Source organism: Pandoraea sp. PE-S2T-3, from assembly GCF_002179965.1.
Taxonomy (GTDB): Bacteria; Pseudomonadota; Gammaproteobacteria; order Burkholderiales; family Burkholderiaceae; genus Pandoraea.
The window spans coordinates 30,310-51,385 of record NZ_NGUQ01000007.1 but is presented as its reverse complement, the minus strand read 5'-3'; the positions used below and the strand labels follow the sequence as shown (position 1 = coordinate 51,385).

The 21,076-nt window shown below is 64.2% G+C and carries 22 protein-coding genes; 5 read left to right on the top strand and 17 right to left on the bottom strand.

Features of this window, described 5'->3' with window-relative positions; all coding sequences use genetic code 11:
* Positions 1–81: 81 nt before the first annotated feature.
* From CDV46_RS02290 to CDV46_RS02280, 3 genes are all read right to left on the bottom strand, one after another.
* Positions 82–567 (bottom strand): hypothetical protein, encoded by a 486-nt coding sequence (locus tag CDV46_RS02290; RefSeq protein ID WP_087721687.1) that lies wholly within the window; start codon positions 565–567, stop codon positions 82–84.
* Between the two features lie 98 nt (positions 568–665).
* A complete protein-coding gene (locus CDV46_RS02285; protein WP_058376975.1) occupies positions 666–1,070 on the bottom strand; it encodes a hypothetical protein in 405 nt (134 codons plus the stop codon).
* A gap of 228 nt (positions 1,071–1,298) precedes the next feature.
* On the bottom strand, positions 1,299–1,859 hold the full coding sequence (locus CDV46_RS02280; protein WP_140413273.1) for a hypothetical protein: 561 nt from the start codon (positions 1,857–1,859) through the stop codon (positions 1,299–1,301).
* A gap of 608 nt (positions 1,860–2,467) precedes the next feature.
* Between CDV46_RS02280 and CDV46_RS02275 the strand changes: the two genes are divergently transcribed.
* From CDV46_RS02275 to CDV46_RS02260, 4 genes are all read left to right on the top strand, one after another.
* A complete protein-coding gene (locus CDV46_RS02275) occupies positions 2,468–2,977 on the top strand; it encodes a hypothetical protein (RefSeq protein WP_087690091.1) in 510 nt (169 codons plus the stop codon).
* Between the two features lie 282 nt (positions 2,978–3,259).
* On the top strand, positions 3,260–3,529 hold the full coding sequence (locus tag CDV46_RS02270) for a hypothetical protein (RefSeq protein ID WP_087690089.1): 270 nt from the start codon (positions 3,260–3,262) through the stop codon (positions 3,527–3,529).
* 464 nt (positions 3,530–3,993) lie between these two features.
* Positions 3,994–5,034, top strand: coding sequence for a porin (locus CDV46_RS02265; RefSeq protein ID WP_087690087.1), 1,041 nt, complete (start codon positions 3,994–3,996; stop codon positions 5,032–5,034).
* Positions 5,035–5,251: 217 nt separating this feature from the next.
* Positions 5,252–6,100: a 3-hydroxybutyryl-CoA dehydrogenase gene (locus CDV46_RS02260; protein WP_087721685.1), complete on the top strand. Its 849-nt coding sequence runs from the start codon at positions 5,252–5,254 to the stop codon at positions 6,098–6,100.
* On the opposite strand, the gene CDV46_RS02255 is transcribed toward CDV46_RS02260, so the two are convergent.
* The 11 genes from CDV46_RS02255 to CDV46_RS02205 form a co-directional block, all read right to left on the bottom strand.
* Positions 6,088–7,782, bottom strand: a complete 1,695-nt coding sequence (locus tag CDV46_RS02255) for a hypothetical protein (RefSeq protein WP_087721684.1) — start codon at positions 7,780–7,782, stop codon at positions 6,088–6,090. The two genes, CDV46_RS02260 and CDV46_RS02255, sit on opposite strands and share 13 nt — an antisense overlap.
* Before the next feature lie 218 nt (positions 7,783–8,000).
* Positions 8,001–9,803, bottom strand: coding sequence for a hypothetical protein (locus tag CDV46_RS02250; protein WP_087721683.1), 1,803 nt, complete (start codon positions 9,801–9,803; stop codon positions 8,001–8,003).
* A 405-nt stretch (positions 9,804–10,208) separates the two neighbouring features.
* Entirely contained in the window at positions 10,209–11,156 is a 948-nt protein-coding gene (locus CDV46_RS02245; RefSeq protein WP_087721682.1) for an NAD(P)H-dependent flavin oxidoreductase, read from the bottom strand.
* Between the two features lie 425 nt (positions 11,157–11,581).
* Positions 11,582–12,523: an MBL fold metallo-hydrolase gene (locus tag CDV46_RS02240; RefSeq protein WP_087690078.1), complete on the bottom strand. Its 942-nt coding sequence runs from the start codon at positions 12,521–12,523 to the stop codon at positions 11,582–11,584.
* Positions 12,520–12,960 carry a MaoC family dehydratase gene (locus CDV46_RS02235; RefSeq protein WP_087690076.1) on the bottom strand — a complete coding sequence of 147 codons (441 nt, stop codon included), beginning with the start codon at positions 12,958–12,960 and terminating at the stop codon, positions 12,520–12,522. Before CDV46_RS02235 ends, CDV46_RS02240 begins: the two co-directional genes overlap by 4 nt.
* A 45-nt stretch (positions 12,961–13,005) precedes the next feature.
* A complete protein-coding gene (locus CDV46_RS27600; RefSeq protein ID WP_087690074.1) occupies positions 13,006–13,326 on the bottom strand; it encodes a DUF1289 domain-containing protein in 321 nt (106 codons plus the stop codon).
* Between the two features lie 8 nt (positions 13,327–13,334).
* On the bottom strand, positions 13,335–13,772 hold the full coding sequence (locus CDV46_RS02225) for a thioesterase family protein (protein WP_058376986.1): 438 nt from the start codon (positions 13,770–13,772) through the stop codon (positions 13,335–13,337).
* Between the two features lie 67 nt (positions 13,773–13,839).
* Positions 13,840–14,370 (bottom strand): YbaK/EbsC family protein, encoded by a 531-nt coding sequence (locus tag CDV46_RS02220; protein WP_087721681.1) that lies wholly within the window; start codon positions 14,368–14,370, stop codon positions 13,840–13,842.
* 34 nt (positions 14,371–14,404) lie between these two features.
* Positions 14,405–15,349 carry a hydroxymethylglutaryl-CoA lyase gene (locus tag CDV46_RS02215; RefSeq protein ID WP_087690072.1) on the bottom strand — a complete coding sequence of 315 codons (945 nt, stop codon included), beginning with the start codon at positions 15,347–15,349 and terminating at the stop codon, positions 14,405–14,407.
* Positions 15,350–15,409: 60 nt separating this feature from the next.
* The gene (locus CDV46_RS02210) at positions 15,410–16,354 is read right to left on the bottom strand and encodes a 2-hydroxyacid dehydrogenase (RefSeq protein WP_087690070.1); all 945 of its coding nucleotides are present in this window, start codon (positions 16,352–16,354) and stop codon (positions 15,410–15,412) included.
* A gap of 148 nt (positions 16,355–16,502) precedes the next feature.
* Positions 16,503–17,054, bottom strand: coding sequence for a YaeQ family protein (locus CDV46_RS02205; RefSeq protein ID WP_058376990.1), 552 nt, complete (start codon positions 17,052–17,054; stop codon positions 16,503–16,505).
* A gap of 115 nt (positions 17,055–17,169) precedes the next feature.
* Here CDV46_RS02205 and CDV46_RS02200 point away from each other — a divergent pair, with 115 nt between their 5' ends.
* The gene (locus tag CDV46_RS02200; protein WP_087721680.1) at positions 17,170–18,006 is read left to right on the top strand and encodes an alpha/beta fold hydrolase; all 837 of its coding nucleotides are present in this window, start codon (positions 17,170–17,172) and stop codon (positions 18,004–18,006) included.
* 49 nt (positions 18,007–18,055) lie between these two features.
* Here CDV46_RS02200 and CDV46_RS02195 read toward each other — a convergent pair whose 3' ends face one another.
* From CDV46_RS02195 to CDV46_RS02185, 3 genes are all read right to left on the bottom strand, one after another.
* Positions 18,056–18,433 (bottom strand): helix-turn-helix domain-containing protein, encoded by a 378-nt coding sequence (locus CDV46_RS02195; protein ID WP_084655979.1) that lies wholly within the window; start codon positions 18,431–18,433, stop codon positions 18,056–18,058.
* Positions 18,434–19,039: 606 nt separating this feature from the next.
* Positions 19,040–19,825, bottom strand: a complete 786-nt coding sequence (locus CDV46_RS27325; RefSeq protein WP_254915906.1) for a helix-turn-helix domain-containing protein — start codon at positions 19,823–19,825, stop codon at positions 19,040–19,042.
* A 150-nt stretch (positions 19,826–19,975) separates the two neighbouring features.
* Entirely contained in the window at positions 19,976–20,878 is a 903-nt protein-coding gene (locus tag CDV46_RS02185; protein WP_087690066.1) for a DMT family transporter, read from the bottom strand.
* Positions 20,879–21,076 lie beyond the last annotated feature (198 nt).

Sequence of the window (21,076 nt, the reverse complement as noted above, 5' to 3'; positions counted from 1 at the left end):
GCAGGACAGACGTCGGTTCGAGCGGGAACAGTGACGGCGAGCGGTGCGCAAATTGAGCGCAAACGTCACACCATCAGAAACTCAGACGAGGGTGGCTTTCGGAGGGCGTTCCAGTGCGGCAACGAACGCGCTGGCGGCGGACGTGCGCAAGAACGGAATGACGGTGGAAGGCTGGGCGTCCGGCGTGCGAAGCGCCAGACTTTGCGGCAGTGCCGTGCAGACCACGCACGCGGCGCATGCCGAGCAACTGGCGTGATGCGAGTGTTGCGCAGCGGTGTCAGACGAGGTGTCGTGGCCCGCAGCGTGAAGCGTTGCGTCGTGGGTGCCGTCGCTGGCCGACATCGTGTCATGCGACATGTCACCCATCGCGTGATGCATCGTGTGTTGCGCGGTGCCATTAGCCATGACGGAATCGTCGTGCGCCATCGCGGCCATCGGCGTGGCAAGTTGCGCCACGCTTTGCACGGGTGAACCCGGCGCGCAATGCGTGCGCAGCGCGGCCAGTGCCTGTAACGGCAAGGTCACGCACAACAGCCACAGCACGAGGAGTTTGCGCCAGCGATTCATGCCGCGCAGTCTAGCATTGCCGGCAGGCCGCTCGCAAATGGACGGAAATAAGGACACACGAACGCGTCTGGCAACTGGGCTACGCGGCGTCCGTCGCCTCAGTGCTCGAACAGATGGAACGACTCGAAGTGCGTGCGCCGCCGCGAGAGCGCAACCAGATTGACGACACACACCACGGCCACGAGCACGAACAGCGGCGCGGAGACTTCGATCGTATCGCTGGCGAGAAACGAGACCAGCGTGAGCGCCACCATCAATCCGAGGAGTACCCATTGCAGGCACGCGGCCAGCCGCAGATGCCGCTCCGACTGCGCGACGAGGACGACCAGCGAGACGTAGAACGGCGCAGCCAGCAACGCCAAGGTGAATATGGCGAGCAGCACGCCGAGCACGCTGGCGAGCATTTCATGCCCGTCGGCGGCGCTCGCTTGCACGCCCACCACGGTGGCGGCAGCGAGATAGAGCAGCATCAGACCATCAAGAATGATCGCGAGTCGGTTCATGACATCTCTCCGACAGGGGGAGGGCGGAGGTCATATCGCCCCGCACGACAGGGGCGGGGGCCGGTAGCAGTCAGACAATACGGTGGAGGCTCAGGTGCCCGGCGCGTCGCCAGTCAAGCGGCGCGCCGGCAGACCAGACTAGTCGCGCTTTGCGATATTGCTGTGACAACGCGATATCGAAAAAGTGGCACGTCTCGCCTCATCGATGAGATGCCGGACGCGCCGCCGTCAGCGCGACGGCTCGTGGGGTGACGGCGGCGAATGTGGCGAGGGCGCTGCGTTCGACGGCGGCAGCCCCCCGGGCGAACACAGGTCTAGCCAGCCCGTGGCGGCATCGATTGCGGCAGGGTCCTGCGCGGCTTGCATCCGGTAGACGGTTACATTGCCGGCATCGTCCGAGCAGAACAGGTCGCGTTCGAGATCGGCAATGATCTCAAGCCGCTGCTGGAAGCGATAGAAGCCGATCGGCGTGAGGTCCTGCACCAGCGCGGCAAAGGTTTCGGGGTAGAGGTAGAGGCGTCGCGGCCAATGCCCATGGCGTCGGCGAAACTTGCCGAGGGCGGCGAGCACATGCGCGAGCGTGCCGCCATGACCCCGCAGGTAATAGGTAGCTTGGGAGAGATCGGGGGCGATGGCGGCGATTGGACTGATCGCGTGAACAGACCCCAACGCGCCAACGGGACCAACAGGACCAAGCGGACCAAGCGGACCAATGGGACCAACAGAGCAGATGTCGCCGGGAATCGTGGGGTAGCCCATGATGTCACCCCGTGCGACGCGTGCAGACACGAGCACACCCGAACGGGTGCACTGCCAACGACAGACAGGTATCCACAAACACTCCGTTGACTTCCCGAAGTTGAGTGCCCGGTGAATATTGCTCTTGTGCTTTGATAGTTGCAGACGGCTGCGGGCAGCGATATCCGCACTTTCGCCTAATCCGTCGTCATGAGGCGACAGTGTGACTGCGTGCGAGAGCGCGCAAGTGGCAGCGTATCGTGGGCACCAAAGGAAACCGGCGGGCTAAGCCGCCGGTTGAGGCCCCATCGGGGCATCGCCAGCCGCGTGTACCGGCGCGGCATGGTAAGGGCCAAGAAGACTTGGCACCAGGGGGCACTGCCACAATGCATTGAACCGTCGCCGGTTCCGGCCGCGCCCATGCAGTTTGACTGCCCTCCGAGTATAGGTCGCAAGACTGACGTGCGAATCGGCCTTTTGGATGAGCATGAGGATGCGCACGGGGACGCGCGCGGGGCCAGCGCGAACTAACCCGCCTGTCAGCACTCGAATTGGCGCACCATTTCCCCTGTCACCGTGGTTTCGTCCGGGCCCGGTTTGCGTTCTAATGACGCCATATTCCGCAGTATGTGCCCGATGCAGGACAGTCAAACATTCCTATGATGGCAACGAATTCTCTAAAACAATGGGCCCTGCTGGCCTGCCTGTGCGCAGCGCAGACGGCCTTTGCGGCGGACCAGTGCGAGGGCATCCTCCTGCTGGCCAAGAGCGCGCAGAACGGCTTTGAAGACATCACCGGCCCACTCGCGGCCAAGAACGATCGCGGCGAAAGCTATCAGGCGACCTATTCGGTGCCGGGCGGCGATTGCAAGGTGTTCCGGGCGACCGGACTGGCACCGACTTATGAGTGCATCTGGGACTACCAGAAGATCACCCCGATGGATCTGCGCACGCAAGCGCAAGGCTTCGCCACACAGGTCTCGCGCTGCACCCGTGGCGTGACGACGTTGCGCACGACCACGACCAACTCCGCCGGTCTGCCCGCCGAATGGCAGAGCGCGAGCAAGAAGTACGCGCGTCCGGTGAACTTCACGGTCACGGCGCAAGACCTGGTGACGCCGCGCGGCGAGCGCATGCGCGAGATTTCGCTGTCGGTCGAGAAGCAGTAAGCAGGTAAAAGGCGGGCAAAAAGCAGGTCATAAGCCGGCAGAAAGCAGGCGCTCGCCCAAGCGAATTGCGCAGCCACAACGCGCAGTTACAAACGGTTGCACACCACCCCGCGCGTTAACATCTTTTCGGTCGACGCTCGTTCGGCTGACCCGGTACATTCATTCTTGAGGCGTATGGCGCAGGTATGCGCTGCCCACGCGAAGGTTGCGTGACTGTCGCCTCGTGCCAACCGGCCCCACCCTCGGGCCGGCCGATGTCGGTCGAAAGCCGGCGATATCGAAATGAGTGCCCGTATCCGCTGCTGTTTCCTCCTGCTGCTCGTGTGCGCCTATCCTGCCTGGGCAGAAGGCGGGCGTGGACGCGACCCGCTCGACGTCAACAAGGCGTCGTTGCGCGAGGACATCAGCCGCTTCAGCGCCGACCGCGGCCGTGGTCAGTCTGCCTACCCGAACTGGGCCGCCCCGGCCGAACCCCGCGAACGGCAGTACACCCCGCAAGGCGGCCCGCGTGGCCCGCACGGCGGTGGCGGCGGCGGTCGTCGCGAACGGTAATTCGGCACCTCAGCGGCGACGTCCGTCCCTGAGCCCACGCTCCGACGCTGCGCTGCACCTGCCCCTGAATTTCTCCCTTGAGTGAATCGAATGTTGCATATGTGCAACATCGGATGCGCTCGTCTGTCCGCAATGCCGACTTCAGGTCGCGCTTCATGACCCCCCATCAAACGCGCACATCACAGCGAATGTGAGTGTTCGCTAACCCGGCAATATAAGGGATATATCGATCCTGTTATACCGAGGTTAATTGTGGCGCGGGTGGTCGTCCGAATTTTGTCTCCCCACCATTTCCCGGCCACCTCATGTGGCGATTTTTCTACGCGGTTTCGGCGTACCGAGGCCGCGGGGGCTGTGCGAGAATCACGGCCGTTCAACAGGGAGGCGCTTCGCAAACGAGCGCCGGCAGGGCCCGCGCAGGGGCGGGAGCAGGCACACAAAATACTCAAACCAAGGAGAAGTCAATGAAGCGGAGCATGGCCAAGGGCCTGGGCGGGGCAATCATTCTGGGCGCGTGCATGAGCACGGCGGCGTTCGCACAATCGAACGTCACGCTGTACGGTCAGGTGGATGCCTTCGTGGGCGCGGTGAAGAACCCGGGCGGCAATACGGCCTGGACGCAAGGCGGCGGCGGGATGTCGACGTCGTACTGGGGCATGAAGGGTAGCGAAGACCTCGGTGGCGGCCTGAAAGCCGTGTTCGTGCTCGAAGACTTCTTCCGTCCGCAGAACGGTCAGTACGGCCGCTTCCAGGGCGACTCGATGTTCTCGCGTAACGCGTATGTCGGCCTGTCGTCGGACACCGCCGGTACCGTCACGATCGGCCGCCTGACCACGTCGTACTTCGTCTCGACGATCCTGTTCAACCCGTTCGTCGATTCGTACACGTTCAGCCCGATGGTGTTCCACACCTTCATCGGTCAGGCCGGTCAAGGTATCGTCGGCGACTCGGGCTGGAGCAATGGCGTGATGTACACCACGCCGAACTTCAAGGGCCTGTCGGGCAGCGTGTCGTACGCGTTCGGCAACAAGGCGGGTGAAGCCGGCCAGAACAAGTGGAGCGCATCGGCGCTGTACTTCAACGGTCCGTTTGCCGCGACCGTGGCTTACCAGCAAGTGAAGTTCGACTCGGTCCCCGACGACATGGCAGGCATGCCGGGCTTCCGCAGCCAGCAGGCCCTGCAATTGGGCGCCACGTACGACTTCCAGATCGTGAAGCTGTTCGGCCAGTACCAATACATTCGCAACAACGTGACGGGTGGCGGCGTGTCGGAAAATGGCGGCCAGCTCGGCGTGTCGGTGCCGCTGGGCAATGGCAGCGTGCTCGCGTCGTACGCGTACACGAAGAGCTCGGGCGCGACCAACGTCAACCGCAAGACGTGGGCACTGGGTTACGACTACCCGCTGTCCAAGCGTACCGACATCTACGCGGCTTACATGATGGACAAGGTGAGCACGCTCTCGACGGGTAACACGGCAGGCGGTGGTATTCGCATGAAGTTCTGATGTCGCGCGGTGCGGCAGCGATGCGCGCACCGTTCGGGTCCGGCAAGGGGGCAGACGCCAATTTGGGGTGCGTCTGCCCCTTTGTCGTTTTCTGCGCGGCACACGCGCCGCATCGCCACTTGCGAGTTCCGCACAGCGGTTTCGTGTGTCACTGATCCGACGTGTCCGCGCTATGATTTGTGCACCGAAAATCCACCAGACACGGAGCAGAGACGACATGACGATTCAACACGTAGGCATCATTGGCGCGGGCACGATGGGTAACGGCATTGCGCAGGCCTGTGCGGTGGCCGGACTGCCGGTCACGATGGTCGACATCAGCGACGCCGCCGTGAACAAGGGCCTCGCCACCATCGCCGGCAGCCTTGATCGCCTGATCAAGAAAGACAAGCTCACGACGGCCGAAAAGGAAGCCGCACTGGCGCGCATCTCGACGTCGACCGATTACGCAGCGCTCGCCGGTGCCGACATCGTGATCGAAGCGGCGACCGAGAACTTCGACCTGAAGGTGAAGATCCTCAAGCAGCTTCAGGGCGTGGCCAAGGCCGATGCCATTCTTGCCTCCAACACATCGTCGATCTCGATCACCAAGCTGGCCGCCGTCGTTGAGAACCCGTCGCAGTTCATCGGCATGCACTTCTTCAACCCGGTGCCGCTGATGGCGCTGGTGGAAATCATTCGCGGCCTGCAAACGAGCGACGAGACGCATGCGCGCGTCGATGCGCTCGCCCGCCAACTCGGCAAGTCGCCGATCACCGTGAAGAATGCCCCGGGCTTTGTGGTGAACCGCATTCTCGTGCCGATGATCAACGAAGCCTTCTTCGTGCTGGCGGAAAACCTCGCGACGCCGGAAGAAATCGACGAAGGGATGAAGCTCGGCTGCAATCATCCGATCGGGCCGCTTGCGCTCGCCGACATGATCGGGCTCGACGTCTGCCTCTCGGTGATGAACGTGTTCTACGAAGAGTTCGAAGACTCGAAGTATCGTGCGTGCCCGCTGCTCAAGGAAATGGTGGCGGCCGGCTATCTCGGCCGCAAGACCGGCCGCGGCGTCTACACGTACTGATCGTTCTGTGCGCGATCCGTCTGGGCAGACTGCCGTAGAGGCGGCGTGCCCAGCGGACGTGTCACCGAGATGCGATAGGGCGCACCGCGCCGGTAGCCCGCATCTTGGAGCGTCGGCGCGAGCATGTCGCTCACTTCCCGTTCGCTGCGCGCCTGTTCGAACGTCACCATCTTGATTCGACTCCACGGGTCGAAGAGCCGGCTGCGATAGCGCGACGACAGGATGGCCCGGGCAAATTCCAGATGTGTCAGACCGTCCACCAGCCCCTCGACCGGCGGCTGCGGTGTCGCCATCTCCAGCATCTTGATGAGCACGGGCGACTCTGAATAAAGCAGCATGACGTGGGCCGGCCTGTTTTGCGGGCGCACGGTGACCATGCGCAGTCGTGACTTCGGCACCCCACGCGCCAGCATGAAGTGGAACAGCACCTCGGCGTTCTCATGGCAGAACGCTTCGAGCCCGGGACGCCCCAGGTAGTACATCGCAGTGAGTTCGGCGGCGCGGCGCTGTTGGCTGGACAACGGCGCGGTCGGATCGATGTCGCGCAGCCCTTCCACGAGAGCTTCACGAATGTCGGTAATCGAGTTGTCCCGAAACAGCCGGAGATCGTGGCGATTGCTGCGTAGCAGACGCAACTCGCCGAGCGTATCGAAGGCCTCCTGAATCGCATCGCGCACCCGCTGATCGGCGATGCCGACGAGATCGAGCACGTACCCGCGAATGCTGTCCGTGGCGCTACGCGGCGTGTCCATCCGGCTCTGCGCGCAGCCGCCACCGCACAAGCGCAGCGGCGCGTGGGCGTACCACTGGCCGGTGGCCGGGTCGAATCGCACGGGCACCTGCGGCTTACCGGCTCGCGGGGCATTGACGTACCAGTAATCACCGACCTTGGATCGCTGCACGCGATAGTCGCCGCCGGTGCCGCGCAGGAAGAAGCGACTCCCTCGCAAAACGAGCCCGGGCAGCAGATGTGTCAACGGTTCTGTGCGCGGCAGCGATTGTGCATAGCCCCGCAAGAATTCGCTTTCGCCGTGAATGGGCATCGGCGATCGCGCACCGGCGTGTCGCGCAGGGGAAGGTTTCAATACCGGGCGCCACTGCGTCGGCACTCGAAAATCATGGGGGGGCGGACCTGTGTCGGTCGCCACGGCGCCGTGCGCTTCGCTGCGTGGTGCAGGCGCCGCGGCGACACGCGGCGAGGCGTCTGCCTGCCGGTGCGGCTCGCCGATACCGTCCATGCCACGCAGATCGGAATTCGAAAGCACCGCTGCGACTCGGTGAACCGCCGGCGAGTGTCCGGACAACGCTTCGGACATGAGTTGCGCCACGTCGCCGGGGACACGCAGGAGTTGCACGCCCGGAATCATGCCGGTGGCGTAGTCCAGCGCGCGCATGCCATTGCGCAGTTGCTTGCGTGTCGTCGCCGGCACGTCGTGTCCCGTCGACACGACATAGGCATCGCTGATCGACTCGGCGAAGTTCGCGAAGGGGGAGCCCCCCGAGGCCAACGCTTTCAGGACATCGTTCGCGTTGTAGTCGGTCTTGATCGGGGCATAGGCGACTGGCTCGATGAGAACCCCCGCAGATGGCGTGCCGGTATCGCGCGTCTCGACGGCGTCGCGTGGTCGTGCGATGGCGACTGGCAACGCAATGTTCGCGACGAGCAGCAGTGCGCACGCCATCGGCCACCCGATAAGCGAAGCGCGAGCGGACGAACCGTTGTCAGGCGCAGGGGAAGGTCGCTCGGTCGTTTGCGACGCCGGTCTGCGCTGCCGATGAACGCTCCGAATCGCCACGGCGGCCTCCGACTGCGCTGGACGTCGTGGCGTTTTTCGCACCACGGTCATCGGCAAACCGTAGCGAAGTGCCGCAGGATCCGCGTGCCGCTGTGCGCGCTTCATCATGACGAATCCTTCGCATCTTGGGGAATTCGCTCACTGCGCGGAGACGCCCCGCCCGGTGACGACAGACTGGTGGAACTGGTACGGGGTGTGCCCAGCGGGCGGGTGATCGATACGAAGAAGGGCTCGCCGTTACGCGCCCCCGCGTCTTCGAGCATCACGCGCAAGGTGTCGAGCACCTCGTGCTCGCACCGCGCACGCTCGAACGACTGCATCTTGATTCGCCCCCACGGGTCGAGCAGTCGTGTGCTGGCACGTGTGGCGTAAATCTCTTGTGCGAAGGTCAGGTCGGTGATGCCATCGACGCGTCCGTCTACGGCCGGCTGCGGTGTCGCCCAGTGCAGCATCTGAATGACATTCTTCGATTCCGTATAGAGCACCATCACGTGCGGCGGCCGGTTGCGCGGACGCAGCGTGATCATGCGGATTCGGCTCGCCGGCACCTGATTGGCGAGCATGAAGTGGAAGAGCACTTCCGCGTTTTCCTGGCAGAAGGCTTCGGAATCGGGATGCTCCAGATAGTAGAGCGCGGTGCATCTGGCCGCCTGTCGCTGTTGCTCAAGCAGCGGGGCGTTACGGTTGATGCGGCGCATGGCGTTCGACAGGCTTTCCCGTATCTCGACGATCGAGTTGTCGCGCCGTGGCCGTAGATCGTCGCGATTCGTGCGCAACAGGCGCAACTCGCTCAGGTCGTCGTAGGACTCCTGAATGGCCCGGCGCACCTCGGGCTCGCGAATGCTGGAAAGATCGAACACCATGCCGAGCATGCTGTCGCTGTTGCTGTTGCTGGCCACTTCCGATGCCTTGCTGGACCCGCAGCCGCCCCCGCACAAACGCAAGGGTGCATGGGCCCGCCATTTTCCCGTCGCCGCGTCGTAGACCACAGGGATTTTCGGCTTGCCGGCCTCATGGGCTTCGATGAGCCAGTGATCGCCGGTCTTCTGGCGCTGCATGCGGTAATAGCCACCGGTGCCGCGTATGAAGTAATGGCCATCCGCCACGATGATGCCGTGTAACGTGTCCGGTCCTTCAGGACCGGCAGGCAAGGGACTGTGAAGCACATTCCCGGGAAGCGGTTGCGCGTAGCCGGTGAGATGTTCGCGTTCTCCCGTCACGATCTCCGGCAAATGGAAAGCCGGGGCGTCGAGGGGCTCGCGCGGCGGCTCGGGTGCGGGCTCGTGCGCGGCAAGGGGACGTGCGTTGTTAGCCGGGGTGTGACGTACCGTGGACTTGTGCGAAGAGGAACCCATGCCGCGCAGGTTGGTGTTCAGCAAAATGGCGACGAGACGACTGCTGTCGACCGGCTTGCCCTCGTGCTGATCGGCGAGGACTTGTGCGACTTCGGCGCTCAGGCGAGCGAGGGCCGCACTGGGCAGCATGCCCGTGAGGACATCTGCGGTGACGGTGCCTTTTCGAAGGCTCGTTCGCATTTTGGTACTGACGTCGTTACCGGTGAGTGCCGTGTAGGCGTCGGCAATCGATTCACCGAGATTGCGGAACGGCGCGGTGCCTGACGCAATCGCCTTCAGGATGTCGTCAACGCTGTACTCGGTTTTTACGGCCTCGGGTACCAGTGGCCGGATGACGACGTCGGGCCACGAGGCCGTGCTGACTTCGGCGGCGCGTAGCGTGGGCGATGCGGTCGCCGCCGTCCCCGCGCGCCATGCCAGCGCCTGCCCGGTATCGAGGCTGTTGCCCGTGTCGAGAGGGGGCAGGTCGTCGCGTGCCGACCGGGGAACTGCGGCATGCGCGGGGAGTGCGAGGGCCGCCACGTTGGCCACCAGCAGCAGTGTCCACGCCACTTGCCATGGCGCGTTGGTCGAGGTTCGGGGCGCCGCCGGTGTCGCTGGGTGTGCTTCGGACGGACACGGCGCAAGGGGCCGAGTGACGGCGCGTGCGCGCAAGTTCGCGGGTATTGAGCGGGGCGGTGTGGGCGGGTGTCTGGTGCGGGGGGAGGGGCGGCGTTGCGCGTTGAGGGGCAATCCGTAGTGCGGTGCTACGGCAATGGCACGCCGGTGCGGGACATGCGTCATGGTGGACTCTCCGAAAGAAGAGCCGCGCCTGCACGGTGCTCGCCAGTTTGTTGCCTTGGCGACGACACTCGCGCATTGCGCGGCCCGGTTCGGAGAGCCTCAGCCCGATGTGACGATCAGGCTTGTGTGCCCGAGGGGCACCCTGTGGCTTTCGTTCGGTTCATGCGTGACCCGTCAGCGCGCAAGTCGCTGGCGAGTCTCGTCGTATTCCTGTTTGAGACGGGCGACGATCTCGGCGGCCGGGCGCACATCGTCCATCAGGCCCACGCCTTGTCCGGCACCCCAGATATCTTTCCACGCCTTCGCCTTGGCGAAGTTCATCGCGGTCTTGTCGGCGGTGGGCAGGTCATCGGGATCGAGCCCGGCATTCACGATGCTCTGGCGGATGTAGTTGCCGGACACCCCGGTGAAGAGGTTCGTGTAGACGATGTCGTTGGCGCTCGCATCGACGATGGCTTGTTTGTAGCTGTCGCTCGCGTTGGCTTCGCTCGATGCAATGAAGCGTGTGCCGATGTAGGCGAGGTCGGCACCCATCGCCTGCGCCGCGAGAATCGAACCGCCGTTGGCAATCGAGCCGGAGAGCACGAGCGGGCCGTCGAAGATCTTGCGCACTTCACCCACCAGCGCGAAGGGAGAGAGCGTGCCTGCATGGCCACCCGCACCGGCCGCGACGAGAATCAGCCCGTCGACGCCCGCTTCGAGGGCTTTGTTCGCATGGCGCAGGTTGATGACGTCGTGCAGCACGATGCCGCCATAGCTGTGCACGGCGTCGAGCACTTCCTTGGGCGGCGCGCGCAGGCTCGTGATGAAGATCGGCACGCGGTGTTCGACGCACACGCGCACATCGTGTTCCAGCCGTTGGTTCGACTGATGCACGATCTGGTTGACGGCGAGCGGGCCGACCACGGCATCGGGGTTCGCCGCTTGGTACGACGCGAGTTCTTCGGTAATGCGGGCGAGCCAGTCTTCGAGGATCTGCGGTTCGCGCGCGTTGAGCGCGGGGAACGATCCGACGATGCCGGCCTTGCACTGCGCGAGCACCAGTTCCGGATAGCTCACGATGAACATCGGCGAGGCCACGACGGGCAGCGCCAGGTTTTGCAGAATCTTGGGAAGCGCCATGAAGTCTCCTTGTGCGGACGCTCCTGAGGGGAGCGGAGTGGCACATTGGCTGGGAATGCCGGTGGCTATGTGTGTTCGCTACTTGCGTTCGCCACTTTCGCGAACGATCGTTCGATTATAGGGGGATTCGTTTGTCACCCGGGGTGAACAGACTCGAAGAAAGCTTCGGATTGGTGGCGGATGGATGGTGCGCCGAAGGTTGTTCGGACCGGCATCAGGGAAAGTCCTCTTGGAGCGACTTCGCGACCCGACTAGTATGAATTCGCGTGCCACGCGGTGCCGGTAACACGGCGCCGCAGGACGGGCGCCGCGTTAGCGACCGCGGCATTCGGCCGGCACGTCACGTCCTCAAACGCCGTTTGCCTTCACCGGCACTCGGCGTTGTTTTTTTCCAGTGACGCGTTCTGACGTACCCCCACACCCCATCACACCGAATACAACTTGCCTTGCGCCGCGTCGTGGCGCAGTGCACCGGCCTTGGCCAGTTCCGCGATGAGCGTGTCGAGCAATTCCGGCCACGCTGACGGTGGTGCCAGCATCGCCGCCGCGCCTCGCCACGCGCGTGCCGTATCGAGCGTTGTCTTGAGCGCGGCGCATGTCATCTCTGTCTCGGCCATCAGCCGGAACACGATCAGCACTTTCAGGGCGTTGCGGGCGTTGCGCGCCGGGTCGCTGCGCAGGTAGTCGAGCCGGCTGCGCGCGGCGTCGAGCGCACCGTTGATATCGTCGAACGGCTTGCCATGGCCGGGAATGACCAGCGACACGTCGAGTTGTTCGATGAGATCGAGCACCGCCGCCTGTTCGGCGAATCCCGACTCGCCGTCGAGTTCGGGGAAGATCACGCCGAAGCCGCGTTCCCACAAGGCATCGGCCGAGATCAGGATGCCGTCGGCGGCGCTGTACAGCATGAGCGCGTGCGGATCGTGTCCGGGCGCGCCGAGCACGAGCCATTCGCGCTCGCCGAGTGTCACGGCGTCGCCCGGCGAGAGCGTGTCGTCGAAGGCGAAGCGCGCGCACTGCTGACCCGTGGCGCGGTAGGACAGACGCGCTTCATCCCAATGCCGGACCGGATCGGCCTCGGCGGCGGGCACCCACGTGCGGCAACCGTAATGCGCCTGCAAGGCCGCATTGCCGCCGCAATGATCGGAGTGCAAATGCGTGTTGATCAGGCGCGCGAGCGGCTGGCCGGCCGGCAGCGCGTGCTGGACGAGGGCAAGGGTCTGCGCGGCATGCGAGACGTAGCCGCTGTCGACCAGTGCGGGCTCGTCGCCGAGAAACAGGATGTTGTTCGAGGACAGCCAGCCGCGCTCGAAGACGCGCATCTCGTTCGGAAGGCCGGACGGCGCGGGCAGTGAAGGCGAGGTCATGAACGTATCTCTGGTTTTGCGCACACGAGAATCTTCGCCGTGGCGGCAATCACGGTCTCACCGCGTTGATTCACGGCCTCGCCGTCGAGCGAGACGATGTCGCCTGCGAGCTTCTCTTTCCATTGGCTGTCAGTGACCGTCCAGCGCACGGTGATGTCGTCACCTGCGCGCACGGCGCGGCGCAACTTCATGTCGAACTCGAGCCCAAGCGGCTGCGCCGTCTTCGAGTAATGCGTGGCCAGCAGCGCCGCGAGGTACGACATTTGCTGCGTACCCGACGAGATCAGGCCGCCAAAGCGCGGATCGGCCGCCGCGTATTCGGCGTCGTGATGCAGCGGGTTCAGGTCGTGAGCGAGCGTCGAGAACTCGCGGATCGATGCTGGCGTGAACGCGTGAGTGGCGCTGAACGTTTCGCCGACAGTAACGATTTTTCCCATGTGTGGTGATGACGAGGGCGGGTGTAGTGAATAGGGGGGCGCGTGCTAACGGGGGCCGGCGTTGCTGTCATTGCCATCCGTGCGGTTGTCGTCGTGGCTGCCGACGACTTCGGCACGGACCGCATCAACCTCATTGGCCCGAACACGGCGATGCATGACGGGTGGCTCGGTGTGTTCGGCGCGCCGCGCCGGCAGCAGCGACCACACGTGACGCTTGTCGTCGGCGGCCATGGTCGACCAGGCGGCAATTTCCGCGAGCGTGCGCCAGCAGCCCGAACACCAGCCGGTCGCCGGGTTCATGCGGCAGATGTTGGTGCAGGGGGACGGCACGTCATCCGAAGCGGCGACCGAGCGCGGGAGGGGCATTGGCATTCCTATAGCGGTAAGCCGAGCTTGTCGGCTTTCGCGCGCAGCTTGGTCTGAAATCTTTCCTGATCGACGATCACGCGCTCGTGGATGCCTGCGCTCACTTTGTCGAGGCCATCCCACGCGGCGACTTCGAAGCGCAGCGTACGGCCGGTGACGTCGACCAGCTTGCCGTGAATGCGCAACGTGTCGCCCGCCGGGGTGGCGGCGAGATGGGAGAACGACACGAGCGTGCCGAGCGATTGCTCGCGCGGCCAGTCGAGATACGGACGAATCGCCTGAAGACACGCACATTCGAGAATCCCGGCGAGATAGCCGGTGGCGAGCACGGCGGGCATGTCGCGGCACAGTTCCACATCATCGTAGAGCTCGGGCACCACGGCCTTCTTGGGCACCCGGTACGTCCACTCGAATGTCAGGCCAGGGACAAGTTCCGGACTCGGCATGGCAGGTCTCCGCTATTCATGTTGTTGTGTCGCGAGGTGCGCGATGGGCGGCGCGCTCACCAAATCGTCAGTCCCGCAGCGCGACGTCCACCACCGGTGCGCCCGTCATGGCGACGAGTTGTTTCGGTGTCAGGTTGAACACGGCGTGCGGGTGGCCGGCGGCGGCCCAGAGGCTGGCCAGTTTGAGCAGGTCTTCGTCGATCAGTGTGACTGGCGAGACGACGTGACCGATGGGGCTCACGCCGCCAATCGAGTAGCCCGTCTTCTCCTTGACGAACTTGGCGTCGGCGCGGGCGAGCGCACCGACTTGTGCCGCGACCTTCTTCTCGTCCACGCGATTGACGCCGCTGGCAATGACCAGCACAGGCGTGTCGTCGGCGGCACGGCGGAAGATGATCGACTTGGCAATCTGCGCGACTTCGCAGCCCAGCCCCGCCGCGGCTTCGGCCGACGTCTTGCCGGTGGCCGGCAGTAGCACGATCGATTGATCATGTCCCATGCCGGCCAGCAGGCGGGCGACGTGGCGTGCACCGTCCGGGAGATCCTGCTCGTCGGCAGGGGCAGCGATTTGAGGCGTTCGGTGAGGTGTCTGGCTCATGATCGGCGTGGCGTGGGCGCGTGGGCGCGTGAGGTCAGGCCGCAGACGTCGCGGCGTCTTGCATCTTGGCGAGCATCGCCCGGCCGACGCGCGAGGCGTTGGTGCGGCCGATGGACTTCGAAATGAAGTCGCCCGTGCGCACGACGGCTTCGAGGTCGATTCCCGTCTCGATCCCCAGACCGTGCAGCAGATACAGCACGTCTTCGGTGGCGACGTTGCCGGTCGCGCCCTTCGCATACGGGCAGCCGCCGAGGCCGGCCACGGACGAGTGGAAGATCGAGATGCCCGAGAGCAGCGCGGCGTAGATGTTCGCGGTGGCTTGCCCGTAGGTGTCGTGGAAGTGACCGGACAGGCGCTCGATCGCGAACGCGCGCGCGCAGGCTTCCATGACTTCACGGGTGCGCGTCGGGGTGCCCACGCCGATGGTGTCGGCAATGTCGATCTCGTCGCAGCCCAGCGCGGCCATGCGCTTCACTACGTCGACCACGCTGGCGATCGGCACTTCGCCCTGATACGGGCAACCGAGCGCACACGAGATGCTGCCGCGCAGGCGCAGTCCCGCGTCTTTCGCGGCACGGGCCACCGGGGCGAAGCGCTCGATGCTTTCTTCGATCGAACAATTGATATTGCGTTGCGAGAACGCTTCGCTGGCGGCGCCAAAGATCACGACTTCGTCGGCCTTGGCGGCAACCGCGCCTTCAAAGCCGCGCATGTTGGGCGTCAGCACCGAATAGACCGTGCCGGGGTGGCGTTGAATGCCGGCCATCACCTCGGCGCCGTCGGCCATTTGCGGCACCCACTTCGGCGAGACGAACGAGGTCGTCTCCACGTTGGCGAAACCCGCTGCCGAGAGTTGATCGACCAGCGCGATCTTCACGTCGGCGGGGACCAGTTGCTTCTCGTTCTGAAGACCGTCGCGCGGGCCGACTTCGACCACTTTCACGCGTCGCGGCAATTGAGGCAGTTGAGGTTGTGTCATGGGGGTGTCTCCTCGGTGTTGTCCTGGCAAAGGCTGGGCGCGAGCGGCGAGCGGTGCGTGTCAGTACCCGCGCGTCAGGTCGACGATGCCTGTGATGGTTTCACCACGCTCGAGCGCGGCGATCTTGCCGGCGATCTGTGCCACCGTTTCGTCGCGCAGCGTGAGGGCAGAAATATGGGGCGTGACCGTCACGCGCGGCGCACGCCAGAACGGATGCTCGGCCGGCAGCGGCTCGGTGCGGAACACATCGAGCGTGGCGCCGGCAATCTGCCCGCTGTCGAGTGCGGCGAGCAGGTCGTCGTCCACCAGATGCGCACCGCGCGCCACGTTGATCAGGAACGCGCCCGTGGCCAGTTTGGCGAACAGGCCGGCGTTCAGGACGTCGACGGTTTGCGGCGTGAGCGGCAGCAGATTGACGAGGATGCGTGCACCCGAGACGCAGGCATCGAAGCCCGCGTCGCCATGATGCAGGGCGATACCGCTGTCGTCGTCACGCTGGCTGCGGCTCCATGCGCGCACCGGAAAGCCGAAGCTCGCGAGGGCCTTCGCCACGTGCGCGCCGAGCGTGCCGTAGCCGAGGACGGCGACGGGAAAATCGGCGAGACGGTTCGGCTTGAGAAACTTCCACTGACCTTGCGCCTGAAACGCGTCGAATTCGTCGAGACGGCGGAAATAACGCAGCGCGGCGGCGCTGACGTACTGCGCCATCTGGTCGGCCATGCCGGCGTCTTCGAGGCGCACGAGCGGCACACCGGCGGGCAGGCGCTCGGCACCTTCGCCGCGCGTACCGAGTACGCCGTCGACACCGGCCCCCATATTGAAGATGGCTTTCAGATTGGCGCGAGGTTGCAACACCTCGGCGTTCGGCTTCCAAAGCACCAGATAGTCGGCCGGGGCGCTGTCGCCCGGTTGCCAGCTACGGATGTTGGCGTGCGGCAGGTGTTCGGCGATGCCCGCTTCATAGGGGGCAGTCTTGCCGTCGGGCGAAAAGATCAGGATATCCATGAGCAGCGGCTAGCGGGGCACGGGGCAAGCGCGAGGCAGCGTGGTAGCCACGCCGCCGCGTGCGGGCGGGTTCACTCGATTTACGTTAACGTCAAGTGTAACGCAGCTTGTGGTACCCCGCGTAGTCGGGAGAGCCCCCGGTCCGGGCTCAGTCGCGCTTGGCTTCGCGCAGCGTGGTGAGGTTCACGGCGAAGTTGTGGCTGTCGTCCGCGATCCAGACTTCGCCATCCTGAAGCGTGCATTGCAGACGCATGCTGCGTGCGGCGAGCGCGGTCAGGGCTTCGGCCGAGGCTTCGTCGAGCATGCGCACGGTCAGATTCGAGAGGCGGGTGATCTGGGTTTCCGTGGCTTGCCACCAGATGGCGGCGGGTTTGCCGCCGTAGGCGATGACGTCGACGTGTTCTGCCCGGCCGGCGGCCTTGATGAGGCGTCGCGCGTCAGGTTGGCCGACGTCGATCCAGCGCACGATGTCGTCGCCGTAATCGAGCTCCCACAGATCGGGTTCGTCCGCCGTCGAAATGCCCTTGCCGAACGACAGGCGCTCCGCTGCGTAGAGCATGAAGGCGAGCAGGCGCACCATCATCCGCTCGTCGGTCTCCGACGGGTGGCGGGCCAGGGTCAGGTTGTGGGTGGCGTAGTAGTGACGATCGAGGTCGGTGATTTGCACCTCGGCCTTATAAATGGTGGCTTTGAGTGCCATGACGTCGTGCCGCGGGAATGAGAAGAGTCGCAAGGATACACCAGCGTCTCCCGCCGGCAAGGCCCCGGCAAGCTCGGTATACTGGCGGGCCTGTCTCACCAGAAGTGTCACCCCCATGCCGGCCCCTATCCCGCAAACGATCGACGTCAACGGCTACCCGATGGCGTATGTCGAAACGCCAGCCCCCGACGATGCCGTCGGCGCACCCCTCGTGCTGGTTCACGGCTCGCTTTGCGATCTGCGTTATTTCAAGCCGAACATGGCCCCGCTGGGGCAACGCCGGCGCGTCATCTCGGTGAGCCTGCGCCATTACTGGCCTGAAGCATGGGACGGTCACGAAGGCACGTTCTCCGGTGAGCAGCATGCGGAAGACCTCGCGGCGTTCATTACGGCGCTCGGTGTCGGTCCGGTGCATGTGCTCGGTCACTCGCGCGGCGGCTACGTCGCCCTGCGCACGGCGCTGCTGGCGCCGGATACGGTTCGTTCGTTGATTCTGGCCGACCCGGGGGTGGAAATCAGCGGCGGCCCCGTTCAGGTGCCACTCGACAGCGAACGCGGCAATTTCCGCGAACAGGCGCTGGCCGCCATCGAGGCCGGTGATATCGATGGCGGACTCGCCATCTTCATCGACACGGTCAGTGGTCCGGACACGTGGCGCCGCATGGTGCCGTGGTTCAAACAGATGGTGAGGGACAACGCCCGGACGTTGATCGGGCAAGTGGCTGAGCCGCGCACGCCGCTGCCCATCGATGCGCTGGGCGCGTTGCACGCCCCGGTGTTGCTCATGGGTGGGGCGGAGAGCCCGGCACCCTATCCCGATGTGCTCAATGCACTGGCGTATGCCATGCCCGAGGCGCGCCGCATGTTGATTCAGGATGCCTCGCACGGCATGAATCTGGCCAATCCGATCGCTTTTCATCTTGCCGTGGATGCGTTCCTCGGGAATGACTGAAGCCACCGGATCGGCCCACGCGCCCACGCGCTGCTTTCATCGCTGAGGCTCACTCTTCGCGCAACAGGCCATGCCCCAGTCGCAAGCTGAGCGTGCGCACGAGATCGGCCATCCACGCCTGATCGCGATCCGACAATTTCTGCATGGCCCGGTTGAGCGACGGATACGGGTCGCAGGGAATCGACATCGTGCCGTCGGCGGCCGTCGCATGCGCACCATCGAACGCGAGCAATTCGTGCGGCGGCAACCCGAGCGTGTCCGCCAGAATGCAGATATTGCGTAACGAGATGTTGCGCTTGCCCCGTTCCACGCCACTGAGATACGAACGGGCGAGTCCACTTTCCAGTGCGAGCTTGTCCTGTGCCCAGTTGTATTTCTTGCGTAAGCCGGCCAGGTGTCTGCCGAATCTGAATAAATTGGAGTCCATACTAAAAATTTCCTTGTTGGGGACAGGAAGATTGAAGCAAAAAACCGGCATCGGGGACGGCCTCTTGGGTATACCCGTTCGCGAGGCACGAACTGCATAGTGTGCAACGTCGCCTCTGAACTGACTTTCGGAGAAGGCACAAGCAGTGCGGGGTTCCGAAGGCTTGGGTCACGCTACGCTGCGTAGTATTGCGGTGGTCACGTGGGTGCGGTGACGTGCGTAGTCGCGCTTCCGGTCAATGAGAAACGGGGAGTGTGACATTGCGAAGCGTGCGTGACGCAGGGAGATGACTCTCTTTATTTTCTTTCGGGATGTCACTCAGCGTCGGTGTGCCGCGTGTGATGCCGCGCAATGCGAATGGGTTTTGATACGACGTGCGTGTCGGCGGGAATCTCACGGATGTCTCGCAAGATCCACGGGATTTTCGACCGACGACGTAGCGAAACAATGTTGGCGTTCCGCGTGATCGGCGTGACGTTCCGGTGCGCATGAGAGACGATTTTCATCGTCGCGACGACACGCCAACAAGACGAACTATCACGCAAAGTCGTCGCAACACGATCGGACTTTGCGCGATGTCCTACACCGCGCCCGCAGCGCGCTCGTTCATTCCTCGTCGACTGCGGGGGAGCGCTGTGCGTCGTCGTGATCGGTGTCACGTGAGACGTCGTGCACTATCGGGCGATTGCCGTCGGGCTCGCGCCGGGGCGGCGCATTGTCACCTGAGGCGTGATATCCCTGCGCTGTCGCAGAGGCCTGATGCGGTGTCGGGTGACGATGGTCGAAGCGCGGTTCGATGACCGGGGGATGAAGGGTATCGACAGTGTCGTCGTCGTCGATGTCGCTACGCTCACCATCACGGTCACTCGCCCTGTTCCGCTCGACCTGACCCTCGCCCGCTTCGTCGTCTTCATCGAGATAGGCGGCATCGTTGTCGGCGGCGATGGACGTCGGGCGGTGTCCGTCGAGGTTGCCGTCGAAATCCGGGTCGACGCCGTGATCGATGCTCGATGCGGCAGCCGGTACGTTGGCGTGGCTCAACCGCGAACTCAGACTGCGAATGATTTCCGCGAGCCAGACCTGATCGCGGTTTTCGAGTCGCCCGAGCGAGCGGCTGATTTGTGGCAGTGGCGTGCGTCCGGCGGTGATGGCAGAAGTGTCGGTACCGGCGATAGCTTGCGAGAACCGCAACATCTCGGAAGTGGGTACTCCGAGCGTGTCGGCGAGCACACAGATATTCACCAGCGCGACATTGCGCCGGCCACGCTCGATACCGCTGACGTACGAGCGGGCCAGACCGCTCTCGAGGGCAAGCTTTTCCTGCGACCAGCCACGTGCTTTACGCAAGTGCGCCAGATGGTCTCCAAACAGCGCGAGTGGATTCGTTTGCATGGCGGAACTCCGTTGACGAGTCACACAGCCTAATCAATCCCCCCGCGTCTTGCGACGTTATATCGCATTCCTCCCCATGCGTGACAGGCGGCCCTCTATAAAGAGTGGGCCACTTTATGCGCACAAAATTTATCGGACGCTTCCCAAGTCTTATTGCAATTTCGGCGCCAGTTCTCGGGATTTTCGAATCGGCAGGTGCCAGAACTCGCCCAATGCGACCCCCGCGAGAATGAGGGCGCCGCCTGCGAGGTGATAGACCGCGAGGTGTTCGCCGAGGCCGAATGCGGCAATCAACGCCGTGAAAATCGGCACCAGATTGATGACGACCGTCGCGCGTCGCGGCCCGATACGGGCGACGCCGATCATCCAGATGAAGGGGGCGGCAATCGACACGGGAATGGTGGCGAAGGCCAGCTGGGGCAAATTGTCCATCGAGATACCGGCCTTCTGCGACGCGAGGTAGAAGGGCAGCAGCGCCACGACGGCGCTGACGATCTGCGCATACAGCGACGGCAGCGGTGCGAGCGGCAGATGCCACTTGCGAAGCAGCACGCAGTAGATCGCATAAGCGAGCATGGCGAAGAACATCATGGCGTCGCCAACGCCGATGCCCTGATCGGCCAGATGTGTGACTGAGCCGTGCCCCACGACAAACAGCACACCGAAGATCGACAGCAGGCCGCCGGCGACGGCGCCGGCAGTGAGTACGTCGCCCAACACCACGACCGCCAGCGTGAGCGTGGTGAGCGGCAGCAGCGACAGAATGATCCCCATGTTGGTGGCGCTGGTGTAGTGCGCCGCCGAGTAGGCGAGGCCTTGATAGATCGCCATGCCGAGCACGCCCAGCGTGGCGTATTGCGCGAGATGGGGCAGAAACTGCTGGCGGTGGCGCCAGAGCGCCGGCAACGCGAAAGGCGTGAGGATCAGTGCGGCGGCAAACCAGCGCAGGAACGCGATTTCGGCGGGAAAGATATGACCGACGGCGAGTTTGTTGACGATCACGTTGGCCGACCAGATGAGGACGGCGATCAACGGCAGGATGAAATTGGACATGAGTCGATGGCGGGTTGCCGGTTGCCTGGCCGACCGGAAGCATCGGTGGCGCGGGGCGTTGAACGAAGTCTTGCGATGCCGTGTGCGGTGTCATGACGATTTGTCGGGGCGTCGCCAGATCCACCAACCAGCGCGGCCCGGCGTTGACGCGACACCATCACGCGGCAAGGTACGGGACGAATTGTCCGCCCGATGTAT